The following is a 14,831-nucleotide window of genomic DNA, read 5'->3' as shown; positions in this document are numbered from 1 at the left end:
GGAGGAAGACATGCTATTGACACAAACAATCAAACAACCGCGCAACTTAACATCAATGCGCACAGCCCGCCTGCTGGCGTTCACGCTACTGACCGGCATCCCCCTGATGACCATGCATGGTACGGCCATGGCACAGGCTTATCCGGAGCAGCCGGTAAAGCTGGTGGTGCCGTTTCCTGCGGGAGGTACGACAGATGTACTGGCGCGCGCACTGGGTCAGCAACTGGCAGAAAAAATCGGTCAACCGGTTATTATCGAAAACAAACCCGGTGCGGGCGCCACCATTGGTGCAGAGTATGTCGCCCGATCCAAGCCGGATGGCTACACCTTGCTGATGGGGGCTGTGCATCACACCATCGCCACCACCTTCTATTCTTCTCTGCGTTATGATTTCCAGAAAGACTTTGCGCCAGTCACAACGGTGGCCATGGTGCCCAATGTACTGGTGGTTAACAATAAGGTCGGCGTAAAATCAGTGGCAGATCTGATTGCACTGGCCAAGCGTGAACCAGGCAAACTCAGTTTCGGCTCCAACGGTGTCGGTACCGGCCAGCATCTGATTGGTGAGCGCGTTCAGCTCATGTCAGGCGTCAAACTGCTGCACGTACCGTACAAGGGCAGCGGCCCCCTCACCACAGATCTGCTGGGCGGACAAGTGGACATGTCCTTTGACACCATCACAACTGTATTGCCGTACATCAAGGAAAACAAACTCACCGCGCTTGCCGTCACCACCGGCACCCGCTCTCCTGCATTGCCCGATGTGCCTACACTTGATGAAGCGGGCCTCAAAGGCTTTGATGCTGGTACCTGGTTCGGTATTCTCGCCCCCAAAGGCACACCGGAACAAACGGTGTCGTACCTGAACCAGAACCTGGTACAAATCATTCAATCGGACGGCTTCAAAAAAGACATGGCCAATATCGGTGCTGAAACCATTGGCGATACCCCTGCACAAATGGGCATGCGCATTGCCGATGACACAAGCCGCTATGCAGAGCTGGTGAATAAGCTGAATCTGAAAGCGAATTAGATTAGGTTTTAACGGGTATAAACCTATAAAACGGCTGCGTCATTAACACGCAGCCGTTTTATACAAGATCACTCTCCCGTCTGGCCCTGCATCGTCACCACAACCGTGCGTGCTCCGCCATGGTTCCGATGCTCGCATAAATAAATACCCTGCCATGTGCCAAGATTAAGGCGACCATTGGTGATGGGTACCGTCAGCGTGCATCCCAGTATGCTGCTTTTAAAATGCGCCGGCAAATCATCACTACCTTCATAGGTATGGGTGTAATACGGCTCATCCTCGGGCACCAGCCGATTGAAATACTGCTCAAAATCAGCCCGTACCGATGCATCGGCATTTTCATTGATTGTCAGCGACGCCGAGGTATGCTTAAGAAACACGTTCATAATGCCAACACGCATATTGGATAGATCCGGCACCTGACGCACTATCTCATCAGTCACCAGATGAAACCCTCGGGGACGTGCTTTCAATTGAAATTCTTTCTGAATCCACATGCGCTACTCTCATCACTAGTAATGACATACCGTATCAACTAAGTCGCTATTATGCATCAATTTAAACGCAGCCTGAAGCCACAAATCAATACAGAGAAGCGGCCCCAACCGGGCGCGTTTTGAAGCGACGATGCAACCACATATATTGATCAGGAGCACGCATGATTTCTTTTTCCACGACTTTATTCATATAAGTTGCGGCAGCAATCTCATCGTCTATGGGATAGTTTTTGAGTTCAGGCTGAATCAGCAAATCATAGCCGCCCGCATGCGGGCGGCGGATCAACACCACTGGCACCAGTGCCGGTTTGGCAAGCCGCGCCAGCATATAGGGTGCACTGGTCGTTGCCACCTGCTCGACCGCAAACAGTGGTGCAAAAACACTGCCGCTACGGCCATAATCCTGATCTGGCGCCAGCCATACAGCCTCGCCTACTTTGAGTGCGCGCACCAGGCCACGCAAATCCTTCCGATCGAGCATTGCCTTGTTGGAGCGCATCCGACCCTTGGTCTGCGCCCATTCCATCGCCTTGTTATTATGCGGTCGATAAGTTGCCATCATTGGCTGACACAGCCCCATTGCGCGACCACCCAGCTCCAGCGGCAACAGGTGCACGCCTATCATCAGCGCACCGCGTCCATTCTGTTGCGCCAGCTTCAGATGCTCCAGCCCGGACACGTCAAAGCAGCGCTTTACTCGTTCATCAGACCAAAACCACGCCATCCCGGTCTCCATCATGCCCATACCCAGCGACTCGAAGTTGGCCCGCACTTTTTGCTCGCGTGTTGCCTGATCCATATTAGGAAAGCATAACTCCAGATTCCGCCGTGTAATACCAACCCGTCGCTTGAGAAAGCGCATGGAACAGCGCCCCATCCAGGTACCAAGCCGATGCAATAATGGATAGGGCAATTGAACCAGCAGAAATAGCAAGCCCAGGCCAAACCAGGTGAGCCAATAGCGGGGGTGAAAAAAATCGATCTGAAAATTTCGTGAGTACTTCATAGCGTTATAGCAGTTCCAGGGTGCGTCCGAGCAGGGAACACTAACGTCTGAAGAAGCCACTCGATTGCAGTATTGACAGTTTGACACCCATCTACAGGCATCCTACCTTTCTGTCATCTGCTGAAACAGAATACGGCCACGAAGAGGAAAGAGAGGGCGTGCGGCAGCCTGGCTGGGAGAACACAAGGTGTGTCAGCCCACGCAAGCATTTGCGAGCACGGCACGCATTCCATATCCACCACCATGGCAGTGACTACAGCAGAACACTATGCATATGCGCTCAGGATAATTCGCAAAAATACACATATATGCCCGGTTCTGCCTGGGCAATGCCCATTGCGTCACCACTCAAAAACGTTATTTCAATTGAAATTTTATTGCCTCGAGCAATGTACGCCATTCAACCTGTTCTTTAGTCAGATAGGCCTGGGCGCCAGCTGCAGAGCCGCCTACAACGGTATTACCATCGGCTTCCATGCGCTTGATAAACTCCGGATCTTTGCTCACCGCCATGAACGCCTTGCTGATTCGATCAACGGCCTCTTTCGGCACGCCCGCCGGCCCGACAATCATCTTCCAGTCAACCGCGTTGAATCCTTCGTAGCCTTGCTCTGCAACGGTCGGCACATCCGGCATGGCAGCAATACGCTTGCTGGAGGTCACCGCCAGCGCACGCAGATCCTTGTCAGCAATCAGATTAATAACCGATACGGGCGTTGCAAACATGTAATCGGTCTGCCCACCAATCAGCTCGGTCAGCGCCGGCGACGCCCCCTTGTAAGGCACATTCAGCACCTTGATACCCGCCTTGTGGGACAGCATTTCACCGGCCAGATGACCCACGGTTCCCACGGTGGCCAGAGCCTGTTTAAGCTGCCCGGGTTTGGCCTTGGCCGCGGCAATCACATCGGCCAGCGACTGATAGGGAGAATCGGCCCGAACCACCAGCACGGTCGGCAACTCCGCGACCACGGCAATCGGCGTAAAGTCTTTGCTTGCATCGAACTTCATGTCCGGCATGATCACCGGATTGATCGCCAGATTCGAAGTCTGACCCATACCCAGCATCAATCCGTCCGGTTTGGCGCGGGCTACCTGAGTCATACCGATATTGCCACCGGCACCTGGTTTGTTCTCAATCACAAACTGGATACCCTTGTCCGTCTGGCTGATTTTGTCGGCAATAATCCGGGTGATGCTATCGGTCCCTCCACCCGGGGTGTATGGCACGACCATCCGCACCGGGCGCTGCGGCCAGTCCTGTGCATGTGCAACGCCGTTAATCAACGTTGCGACCAGCAACATACCTCCGGTCAGTCCGGTCATCGTTTTCTTGTTGAACATCTTTGTCTCCGTTCCCTTATTTTCAGGGTTGTTGAAAATGATCTGATGCTGCGTCAACTGCTGCATACAGCACGGTGCCCGTGGCCGATTCGGTAATCAGCAAGGTGTCGCAACGGGCATTAGTGAAACATAGATTAGTGACCGTACTGCCGGCGACCGAACGCAGTATGCGACTACACTCGCCATTGGACTCGAACACAAACACGCGTCCGAGCGACGCATGTGCTACATACAGCCTGCCCTGTTGATCCAGCGCAATACCATCGGGGCCACTGGTGCCAAATAGCGAGCAGAATCTACCGGTTTTCGACACCGTTCCGTCTGCCAACAAAGGCGCACGCCAGACCGCGTTGTCCCGGGTGGCGGCAACAAACAGCACCGATCTTTCTTCATCGATCACAATCCCGTTTGGGCTGGGTACGTTGTTCATCAGGCAATCGAGTCGTCCCGTTTTCAGTTCATAGCGATACACGGCACCAGTAGGGTCATGCAGACCGGTTTGTCCCTGGTCAGTGAAATACACTTGCGATTCATCACGAGTGACATACAAGTCATTCAATCCCTTGAATGACTGGGCATTGCGCCGCGCCAGTAATGGCTCGACGACTCTTGCAACGGGATCGCAACGCAGCAGGCCACGGCGATAATCGGCGATAAGCAAAGAGCCATCGCTCAGAATTTTGAGCCCATTGGGTTCGCCGTCATACTGGATGACCAGCTCCCAATCCTTTTGGGCCGAGATCCTGAAAATACGTCCATATGGAATATCAGTCACATAAAGATTGCCCTTGCCATCCATGACCGGTCCTTCGATAAAGGAATGCAAGTGCTCGCCGCCTTTATTGGCTTTGGCCCAGTCAGAATCTGTATCACGTAAGCGCAGGTGATCAGGCATAGTGGTCCATACCTGCGCATCACTACGTTGCGGCTCCTGGTTCAGGAAGAACATGGTGCGCTCCTATTGCTTTTCAAGGCCGGCACGCTCGGCAGTACGTCCCCAGCTGTCAATTTCACTTGCAATCTGCTGAGAGAACTCCTGAGAGCTATTGCCAACCGCCTGCGCGCCCAGTTTTTCAAATGACGATCGTATGGATGGGTCAGCGACCGCTTCCTTCACCAGATGATTCAGCTTAGTGATAATCTCTGGTGGCGTGCCCGCACGTGCAACCAGTCCAAACCAGTTTTGCACCTGATAGTCCGGCAGGCCAGCCTGTGCAAAGGTCGGTACATCAGGTAACTGCGGCAGCCGCTGCGGGCTGCTGATGGCCAGGGCCTTAACCTTGCCACTGTTTATTTGCGGAATAGCCGTGGGCGTTGCGCTAATCTCCACATCGACGGTCCCGCCAACCAGGGCCAGCAAGGCTTCACCCGCGCCCTTATAGGGAACGTGCAGCAACTTGATGTTTGCCTGATGCTGGAATACTTCCCCGGCCAGATGCGTTGAACTGCCCTTGCCTCCGGACCCAAAGGTAAGCGATTCAGGTTTTTTCCTGGCTGCGTCAACCAGCTCGGCCAGAGAGTTGAACGGCGAATTGGCCGGCACGATCAAAATGACAGGCGTAGAGGCAACATTGGAGACAGGCGCAATATCCCTGACCGGATCCCAGGACAGTTTCTTGAAGACCGCCGGCAGCATGGCGTAGGTCGTGTCATTCATCAGCAGGGAATAGCCATCCGGCTTGGCCCGCATCACTGCAGCAGTAGCGATAGTGCCACTGGCTCCCGGCTTGTTTTCGACAACAAATGACTGCTTCGAAACTTCAGACATCTGCCTGGCCAGCATACGGGCGACATAATCGGTGGTGCCACCCGGTGAGTACGGAACCGTTATGGTCACGGCACGTTGCGGATAATCCTCTTGTGCCTGCGCCACAGCGTTCCATGTCAAATGTGTTAACACTGCTATTGCACTTGCAGCAACTATTTTCTTCATGATTGCCTCCCTTTGTACGATTGCCTTCCTATTGCGTGGCAATGACATTGTTTTCCAGCAAGGTATTGATTTGCGCATCGCTCAGGCCCGCGTTCTGCAAAATGCTCAGCGTATGTTCGCCCAGGCGTGGTGGATTCAGGCGCACGCCCAGCCGCTGGCCATCCATGCAAATAGGCAGCAACGGCACGTTGGTTTCCCGGCCATCGGGCATCTGCATCGGCGCGAGCCCGCCGGTCTCCAGAAGGTGTTCGTCCTGCAGTAGTTCCTCGGGCCGTGCAATGGGTGCGAACGGCAGACCGTTGGCTTCAAACACCTCGGCCAGCTCTGCTTTGGAATACACCGCCAGGCGTTTCTGCAGCATAGGCAGCAGCCACGAACGTGCCAGTACACGCTGGTTATTGGTTTCCAGTGCCGGGTTGTTCAGTAACTCAGGCAAGCCAAAGGCGTCGCAGAAAATCCGCCATTGCGTATCACTCACCACAGCAAGGAAGATCTGTTCACCGTCCTTGACATTGAACACGTCGTAAATCGCCCATGCAGAAATGCGGCTGGGCATCGGGTCGGGCGCCTTGCCGGTAACCACGTACTGCATCATGTGCTGGGCAACCAGGAAAATATTATTTTCGAACAGGGCACTTTGCACCTGCTGTCCCCTGCCCGTCTGTTCACGCGCCTTAAGCGCAGCCATCACACCGATGGCACCGAACATGCCTCCCATAATGTCATTGACACTGGTACCTGCACGTACCGGATCACCCTTTCTGCCGGTCATGTAAGCCAGGCCGCCCATCATCTGCACCACTTCATCCAGCGCGGTACGATGCTCATACGGGCCGGGAAGAAACCCCTTATGGCTCACGTATACCAGCCCCGGGTTTCGTTCGGACAGGGATTCATAATCCAGCCCCAGTTTTTTCATGGTGCCGGGTTTGAAATTTTCGCTGACCACATCTGCCGAGCTGATCAGGTCCTTCACTAATGCCAATCCCTGCTCGGACTTCAGATCCACTGCCAGACTTTTTTTATTGCGATTGAACGCGGAGAAGAAGCCGGCGCCCGACCCCAGCAGATGACGGGTATTATCTCCCTTTAACGGTTCAATCTTGATCACATCAGCGCCCAGGTCTGCCAGAATCAGGCCACAAGTGGGGCCCATCACCATGTGCGTAAATTCAATCACCTTCAACCCGGCATAGGGTAATGTTTGCTCTGTCATATCACACTTGTTGTTGAAAGGTTAAAGGTACGCCGGCTTCGGCCACCATGCCATACACGGCTTCTTCCGGAACACCGGCTTGCAGCGGTACTCGTGCACCAATCAATTTATCGATATTGATGCCGGTGTCGATACCCATGGCCTCAAACATGAAGACCAGATCTTCGGTTACCACATTGCCGGATGCACCCGGCGCATAGGGACAGCCCCCAAGGCCACCCAGTGACGCATCAAATGTGCGTACGCCCACATCATAGGCAGCCAGATTATTGGCCATGCCCAGCCCGCGCGTGTTGTGCATATGTGCGGCACCGCATTTGTCGCCGATTTCCGCGAAGACACGCCTGAAAAGCCGCCGCACCTGAGCCGGATTCGCATATCCTGTGGTATCGGATAGCCCGGTTTCATCCGCACCGGCGGCCACCAATTGCGACGCCAGCCGGACCACATCGTCTTCGCTCACCATTCCCTGAATCGTGCAGCCAAATGCAGTGGATATGCCGGCCTCTATTTTTACGCCAGGCGCAATCTCGTTGCGCAATGCCACGATCTGGCGCACTTCCTGCACCATTTGCTCCCGTGTTTTTCTCACGTTGGCCAGGGAATGCGCTTCGCTGGCGGACACCGGCAGCGTCAGCTTATGCGCGCCCGCCTGCAGGGCATTACGCGCACCCCGCAAGTTCGGCACCAGCGCCATAACGGTCAAATCGGGGTAACGCAGTGCGTAGCGAACAACCTCTGGCGCATCCGCCATTTGTGGCAGCAACGTTGCGGGCACAAACGAACAAACTTCGATTTCGCGAACGCCAGCCTCATAAAGCGCATCAATCAACTTGAATTTGTATTCGGTCGGCATGATGCTTTTGATGCTCTGCAAGCCATCGCGCATCCCCACTTCACTGATCAGCACCTGCTCGGTCGCCGTCTGGTTCATGTTATCTCCTTTGTTCTATCTTATAGAATAATATTCTGTTAAATAGAATATTAAATCAGAAATACAGAAAGCGTCAACATGCAATGGCACTTGTGATTGGGCTGCGGTATCAGCACCCGGTACAAAATCACATGGGAAATGGAAATGGCAGACAAAACAAAATCGGCCACGATGGGCCGATTTTGTTTTGCCGTTTTGCCGTTTTGCCGTTTTGCTTAACGGATTAGCGTAGCGTTGATGCGCCTGGCAGCGCCAGAGGATGGTCCTGAAAAATCAGTCCTGGGTATAGCCAAATTTTTTACTGAGAGCCAGGGCGGCCTGCAGCACTTCGTCTTTAAAACCGGGCTGCAGACGGGACGAAGGCATGGTCAGCGTCAGCGCCCCCACAAATTCATGATGTGCATTGAATACCGCCGCAGATACGCCCGCCAGATCGGGCATGCGATCGCCGTCCAGCACAACCACACCATCGCGGCGGATCTGGTCATACAATTTTCCTTTAACACCGGTGAAAGCCTGCAGCACGCGCGCACCAGAGCCTTTATCCAGCGGCAATACATCCCCTTCACTGGTCCGATAGCTGATCGGCAACGGCGAGTTCACCCGATGCAGGCACAGCCGGCTGTTACCACTCATCACGTGATACGACGCGCTTTCCTGAGTCTTTTCTACCAGCGCGCGCAGCACCGGCATGATGACATCCGCCTGGGAAAACGCCGAATTGTAGACTCCATATAGCCGCACAACGCCTTCACCCAGGCCGTAGCGTCCGTCATCGGACTTATGCACCATGCCGTAATGCTCCAGCGAAGCCAGCAGCCGCAGGATCGTGCTCTTGTACATGCGCGTACGATCCGCCAGCTCCACCAGCGAAAGATATCCATCGTTCTTGCGAAACACGGTCAGCAGCGACAGGGCACGGTCCACCGCAGCAACGCCGCCTGCGGCCGGGTTCTCGTCAGCGACCGATAATGTTGACGCTTTTCTTGGCACAATCCACCTCTTGATTTGTTGAGGGTATTTTATAGTGGATTGAACGAATATCCGCGCTATTAGCGCACTCGTGATGCGATATCAAATATCGGCCAGACATATCGAACAAACCCATATCACACCCATGGCAAGTGGCTGTTTCGCAACACTGCTCAGTACAAACCCCGGCAATCATCGTTGAATGACGTAACCCATCAGACTGTCAGGCGTTTATCGCCATAGCGGCGAAGACAAAACGATCGCCATACATCTGCGAGAATAAGTATTTGATTCATGTTTGGTCCTGCAGGTAGCCTGGCGGGTTATCATAGAACGTAACAAGAGTTAAGTTCGTTACAAAACGGACATAACAGGGCCTTTAACAGACATATCTCGTTCAACCCGGCGGATGTAGCCGTAGCCCGGATGAGACGTGTCGTCAGGCCTGCTTTCTGCCCCACTAATTTGTATGAGTTGTCCATGAGTTCGCCTACTTTGAAGCCCACGGTTGTGGCCGGCTGCCTATTCTCGCTATTTACCTGCACAGCAGGCGCCCAGCCGGTAACAACAGTTCCAGCGGTCACAGCCACGCAGGAAGCGGTCCCTGCCGCTGCCACGCCAGACGCCCCCGTTACCGAGCTGTCGCCCATTGTGGCCACCAGCACCCGCATGGATCGCCCTGCCAGTGAAATACCGGCATCGATCAGCGTCATCGACGGCGCGCAAATCCGTGCGAACGAAATGCAGGTCAATCTGTCCGAAGGCTTGCGCGGCATCCCGGGGCTATCCGTACGCAACCGGGAGAACTATGCACAGGATCTGCAGGTAGGCATTCGCGGCTTCGGCGCCCGCTCCGCCTTTGGCGTACGCGGCATCCGCCTGTATGTGGACGGCATTCCGGCTACCATGCCAGACGGGCAGGGTCAAACGTCCAATATCGACTTGTCGTCAATTGATTCGGCCGAAGTCCTGCGCGGGCCGTTTTCCACGCTTTACGGCAACTCTTCGGGCGGCGTGCTGCTAACCGAAACTGAAACCGGCGAAGGGCCGCTCACCCTGACACCGTCGTTTGCCGCCGGCAGCTACGGTCAGTTGCGTTATGGCATGAAGGCGTCAGGTTCTCGTGGCGATGGCCCCGGCGCGATAGACTATCTGCTGAGCACAAACCATTTCCGTACTGACGGTTACCGCGAACATAGCAAGGCCGAGAAAAACCAGGTCAATGCCAAACTCGGCCTGAATGTGGGCCAGGACGGCCACCTGAGCCTGCTGCTCAATCACGTCGATCTATCGGCCGATGACCCACAGGGGCTGACACGGGACGAATTCGAAAACGATCCACGGTCGTCGTCTCCCAATGCGCAAACCTACAACGTACGCAAAACCACCAAGCAGACTCAAGGGGGGCTGGTCTATGACCAGCCCTTGTCCGACCGGACTGATCTGCGCATCATGGGCTACTACGGCGAACGCGAAACGAAGCAGTTTCTATCCATTCCTATCGGCCCGCAACGTGCGCCATCCCATTCGGGCGGTGTGATCTGGCTCAAACGGCAATACGGGGGGGCAGATGTCCGCCTCACCTCGCATGTCTCGCTGGCCGACCGGCCGCTCACTCTGGTCGCCGGCGTGGCCTGGGACACGATGCGCGAAGCACGTAAAGGTTATGAGAATTTTATCGGCGACCAGCTTGGCGTGCAGGGTAACCTGCGGCGCGATGAAATCAACAACGTCTGGAACCTGGATCCTTACGTACAGGCATCGTGGAACTTCGCCGAGCGCTGGACACTGGATGCCGGCCTGCGCTACAGCAACGTCCATTTCAAGTCCTCTGACCGCTACATCACAAATGGCAATGCTGACGACAGCGGCACGGCCAACTACAGCAAACTGCTGCCCGTCATCGCCCTGAATTACCAGGCGACACCCGATCTGTCGCTCTACGTCACGGCGGGCCGCGGCTTTGAAACCCCCACCTTCAACGAACTGTCATACCGTAACGATAACGAACCGGGCCTGAACTTTGGTCTGAAACCGTCGGTCAATACAACGCTGGAAGCGGGGCTTAAGGCCAACAATGTCCTGAACGGACAACTAACAGCGGCCGTGTTTCGCACCTACACCAAGGATGAAATCGTAAGCGCAGGGGCTTCCGGTGGGCGCACCACTTATCAGAATGCAGGCCGTACCCTGCGCGATGGTGTCGAACTGGCCTGGGATGCACGGTTTTACCGCCATCTGCATGCCCGTCTTTCATATACTTATCTGCACGCCCGCTATCGCGACAGCTTTTGCTCCGGCACCTGCGCTGGCAGCAACCCAGAGGTGCCTGCCGGCAACCTGATCCCCGGCATCGCCCGCAATACGGCGACCGCATCATTGGCATGGGAACCGGAACAAGGCTGGAACGGCGGTGTCGATGTTGATTATTTGGGTAAAGTTTACGTGAGCGACCAAAATAGCGAATCGGCTCCTTCGGCAGTGGTTACCGGTCTGCACACGGGCTACACGTGGAAACGCGATCAGTGGACGGTCAATGCCTTCGGGCGCCTGGACAACGTGTTCAATGCCCGTTATGCGGGATCAGTCATCATTAACGATGCCAATAAACGTTATTATGAACCTGCACCCGGCAGAAACTGGACCGCGGGCATGACGGTCAGTTACCGTTTTTAGCGTTAGAATAGCTTTATCTTTTGCCCGGCGCGCACCTGACCTGATCGGCGGCACAAGCTGGCGCTGTCAGCGCCGCCTGCTGGCGCGGCATTGCGCCTCACGCTGCCACAAAGCCCAAAGTAATCATCGTAGTTAAGTTGTCTGTTTCAGGAGGGGAATACAATGGACGAACGCAGACCCATTTCCGGCATCGCTGCCGCCGGCCTTAAGGTGCTGGCAGTGCTCCTTATTCTGATCGGCCTGTTCATGACCGGCGCCGGTGCCTGGCTGGCCGTGCTGGGTGGGAGTATTTATTATGTATTGATGGGTCTGGCGCTGCTGCTGTCAGGCTACCTGCTCTGGAAACAGAGTCTGCTGGGTGCGTGGCTGTATGCCCTGGCGTTTATTGCCACGCTTGTCTGGGCGGTATGGGAAGCAGGCTGGGAATTCTGGCCATTGGTCGCGCGCGTCTTTGCCTTTGCCGTTCTGGCTTTTCTGGTTACGCTGGCGGTTCCTGCCTTGCGCCGCGCCCGGGGCAAAGCGCCCTGCCGCATCACGCGCTGGGCCTCGGCAGTCCTTGCCATCGGCCTTGTCGGTACGTTCACCCTCTTCTTTTTCCCGAAATCGGTCCTTGAGGCAGAGCATATTGCACCCGTCACCAAAGTAGACCGCAACGATGCGCCGACCAACTGGGAACATTGGGGCAACACTACAAGCGGAACGCGCTTTGTGGCCATGGACCAGATCAACAAGAGCAATATCGGCAAACTGCAAGTGGCCTGGACTGCCCGCACCGGCGATATTCCGGAGAGTACGGGATCGGGCGCCGAAGACCAGAATACACCTTTGCAAATCGGCGACACACTCTATGTGTGCACACCCTATAGCAAAGTGCTGGCACTGGACGTCGACACCGGCAAGGAAAAATGGCGTTACGATGCTCAGGCCACAGCTCCCAACTGGCAACGCTGCCGCGGTCTGGGGTATTTCGATGCAACCGCCAGTGCCCATACCGTAGCCCTGGCCAGCGCCGAAGGCGCCCAGGCCACAGGCGAACAGAATAACGCGATAGCCGAAGGCACAATACCTGCAGACACCATGCCATCCAGCCAGCCGGCCAACGCAGTCACCTGCCCACGGCGCCTGTTTCTGCCCACCACCGATGCCCGCCTGATCGCCATTAATGCCGACAACGGCCAACCCTGCTCCGAGTTCGGTAATATGGGTACCGTCAACCTGAAAGTGGGCATGGGTGAGGTCAAAGACGGCTACTACCAGCAAACGTCGACACCACTGGTTGCGGGTCATGTGGTGATTGTCGGCGGTCGTGTTGCTGACAACTTTTCAGTAGACGAACCGCCAGGCGTGGTCCGTGCCTTCAATGTTATTTCCGGCAACCTGGAATGGGCGTGGGACCCGGGCAATCCGGACATGACCGGCACGCCTGCGGAAGGCCAGACATACACCCGTGGCACACCGAACGTATGGTCTGCCATGTCCTACGACGCCAAGCTCGGCCTGGTCTATTTGCCTACCGGCAATGCGACACCAGACTTTTATGCCGGCCAGCGCACTGAACTGGACGACAAATACAGTTCATCCATCGTTGCACTGGATGTTAAATCCGGCAAAGTACGCTGGCACTTCCAAACCACCCACCACGACCTGTGGGACTTTGATCTGCCTGCACAGCCATTGCTTTATGACATCCCTGATGGCAAAGGCGGTACCCATTTCGCCCTGGTACAAGTGACCAAACAGGGGGAAATCTTCATGCTGGACCGCATTACCGGCGAGCCGCTGGCGCAGGTTCAGGAAAAACAGGTACCTCAGGGCAACGTGAAGGGCGAACGCTACTCTGCCACTCAACCGTTTTCTGTGGGCATGCCGTCCATCGGCAACCAGACCTTAAAAGAATCCGATATGTGGGGTGCGACCGCCTTCGACCAGTTACTGTGCCGGATTCAGTTCAAGGGCATGCGTCACGAGGGTGTATATACGCCACCGGGAGAAGACCGTGCCCTGCAGTTTCCCGGCTCACTCGGCGGTATGAACTGGGGTGGCGTCTCGGTAGATCCGACCACCAACTACATGTTTGTTAATGACATGCGGCTGGGCCTGGCTAATTACATGATCCCCCGCGATAAAGTGGGTGCGGGTGCCAGCGGCATTGAAATGGGCGTTGTACCCCAGGACGGAACGCCGTATGGCGCCATGCGCGAGCGCTTCCTGTCGCAGTTAGGCATCCCCTGCCAGAAACCGCCATTTGGTACCATGACCGCCATTGATCTGAAAACCCGCAAGATCGTCTGGCAGGTTCCGGTGGGTACCGTCCAGGATACGGGTCCGCTGGGTATTCGCATGGGTATGCCCATACCTATCGGCATGCCCACTTTGGGACCATCGCTGGCAACCCAGGCCGGTCTGCTGTTTTTCGCAGGTACTCAGGACTTTTATCTGCGCGCCTATGATTCATCCACCGGCAAGGAAATCTGGAAATCACGTCTGCCTGTAGGCAGCCAGTCCGGCCCCATGTCGTACATTTCTCCCAGGACCGGGAAACAGTACATTCTGATCAACGCAGGCGGCGCCAGACAGTCTCCCGATCGCGGTGACTACATCATTGCCTATGCGCTGCCTGATGATGCCAACAAGGGACAATAGCAGATGAAATAACGTGGCGGGTATGGCGTCTGCAAGGCGGTCCTGCCTGCTACAACGCCCCAAAAAAAACCGCCCCGATAACGCCTGTCTATGACAGATGCCATCGGGGCTTTTTTGTACTGATGTGGACTACGATGCCGGGCTTATTTCGCATGCGCCCGCAGATAATCCCGCAATACATTGGCGTTATTGTGCTGTTCGTCTTTTGCCGCATACAACAGGGTTACACGCTGCTGTTGTGATTGATCGATCAGTTGCTGCACCGCTGCCGGCTGGTCATCCAGTTCTGCATAATAGCGTTGCCTGAACTCAGCCCATTGCTCAGCGTTCTCATGAAACCATTTACGCAATGCACTGCTGGGGGTGATTTCTTTGAGCCAGAGATCGTGCTTAAGCGCTTCTTTTTTAATCCCGCGCGGCCATAAACGGTCCACCAGCACCCGGTAACCGTCACTGTCCGCAGGTTCATCATATACACGCTTCGTCTGGATCTGATCTTTTTTCATTGTCGATCTCCTGTCTCACCGTACATCTGAAACGTCTCAAGTAGCGATACCCGTCATGAGCGTCACTATGT

General features: G+C 55.3%; 12 protein-coding genes. 3 read left to right on the top strand and 9 right to left on the bottom strand.

Going from position 1 to position 14,831, the window contains the following annotated elements; translation table 11 throughout:
• The first annotated feature begins 55 nt into the window (after window positions 1–55).
• Window positions 56–1,033 carry a Bug family tripartite tricarboxylate transporter substrate binding protein gene (locus MIM_RS01320; protein WP_025370955.1) on the top strand — a complete coding sequence of 326 codons (978 nt, stop codon included), beginning with the start codon at window positions 56–58 and terminating at the stop codon, window positions 1,031–1,033.
• Window positions 1,034–1,101: 68 nt separating this feature from the next.
• On the opposite strand, the gene MIM_RS01315 is transcribed toward MIM_RS01320, so the two are convergent.
• From MIM_RS01315 to MIM_RS01280, 8 genes are all read right to left on the bottom strand, one after another.
• Window positions 1,102–1,530, bottom strand: coding sequence for a secondary thiamine-phosphate synthase enzyme YjbQ (locus tag MIM_RS01315; protein WP_025370954.1), 429 nt, complete (start codon window positions 1,528–1,530; stop codon window positions 1,102–1,104).
• 85 nt (window positions 1,531–1,615) lie between these two features.
• Window positions 1,616–2,536 (bottom strand): kdo(2)-lipid IV(A) palmitoleoyltransferase, encoded by a 921-nt coding sequence (lpxP, locus tag MIM_RS01310; RefSeq protein WP_025370953.1) that lies wholly within the window; start codon window positions 2,534–2,536, stop codon window positions 1,616–1,618.
• Window positions 2,537–2,893: 357 nt separating this feature from the next.
• On the bottom strand, window positions 2,894–3,880 hold the full coding sequence (locus tag MIM_RS01305; RefSeq protein ID WP_025370952.1) for a Bug family tripartite tricarboxylate transporter substrate binding protein: 987 nt from the start codon (window positions 3,878–3,880) through the stop codon (window positions 2,894–2,896).
• 22 nt (window positions 3,881–3,902) lie between these two features.
• A complete protein-coding gene (locus tag MIM_RS01300) occupies window positions 3,903–4,829 on the bottom strand; it encodes an SMP-30/gluconolactonase/LRE family protein (RefSeq protein ID WP_025370951.1) in 927 nt (308 codons plus the stop codon).
• A 9-nt stretch (window positions 4,830–4,838) separates the two neighbouring features.
• A complete protein-coding gene (locus tag MIM_RS01295; RefSeq protein ID WP_025370950.1) occupies window positions 4,839–5,813 on the bottom strand; it encodes a Bug family tripartite tricarboxylate transporter substrate binding protein in 975 nt (324 codons plus the stop codon).
• A gap of 28 nt (window positions 5,814–5,841) precedes the next feature.
• Entirely contained in the window at window positions 5,842–7,029 is a 1,188-nt protein-coding gene (locus tag MIM_RS01290) for a CaiB/BaiF CoA transferase family protein (RefSeq protein ID WP_025370949.1), read from the bottom strand.
• A 1-nt stretch (window position 7,030) separates the two neighbouring features.
• A complete protein-coding gene (locus MIM_RS01285) occupies window positions 7,031–7,963 on the bottom strand; it encodes a hydroxymethylglutaryl-CoA lyase (protein WP_025370948.1) in 933 nt (310 codons plus the stop codon).
• A gap of 273 nt (window positions 7,964–8,236) precedes the next feature.
• Window positions 8,237–8,956, bottom strand: coding sequence for an IclR family transcriptional regulator (locus MIM_RS01280; RefSeq protein WP_025370947.1), 720 nt, complete (start codon window positions 8,954–8,956; stop codon window positions 8,237–8,239).
• A gap of 459 nt (window positions 8,957–9,415) precedes the next feature.
• On the opposite strand from MIM_RS01280, the gene MIM_RS01275 reads away from it, so the two are divergent.
• Complete coding sequence (locus MIM_RS01275; protein WP_025370946.1) at window positions 9,416–11,611, top strand: TonB-dependent receptor; 2,196 nt, start codon at window positions 9,416–9,418, stop codon at window positions 11,609–11,611.
• A 162-nt stretch (window positions 11,612–11,773) separates the two neighbouring features.
• Window positions 11,774–14,254, top strand: a complete 2,481-nt coding sequence (locus MIM_RS01270; protein WP_025370945.1) for a membrane-bound PQQ-dependent dehydrogenase, glucose/quinate/shikimate family — start codon at window positions 11,774–11,776, stop codon at window positions 14,252–14,254.
• A 143-nt stretch (window positions 14,255–14,397) separates the two neighbouring features.
• Here MIM_RS01270 and MIM_RS01265 read toward each other — a convergent pair whose 3' ends face one another.
• Complete coding sequence (locus MIM_RS01265) at window positions 14,398–14,760, bottom strand: DUF488 domain-containing protein (protein ID WP_042069828.1); 363 nt, start codon at window positions 14,758–14,760, stop codon at window positions 14,398–14,400.
• Window positions 14,761–14,831 lie beyond the last annotated feature (71 nt).

Source organism: Advenella mimigardefordensis DPN7 (assembly GCF_000521505.1).
Classification (GTDB): Bacteria; Pseudomonadota; Gammaproteobacteria; order Burkholderiales; family Burkholderiaceae_B; genus Advenella; species Advenella mimigardefordensis.
Note: the sequence above shows the minus strand (reverse complement) of the source record. Positions and strands in the feature narration are given on the sequence as shown.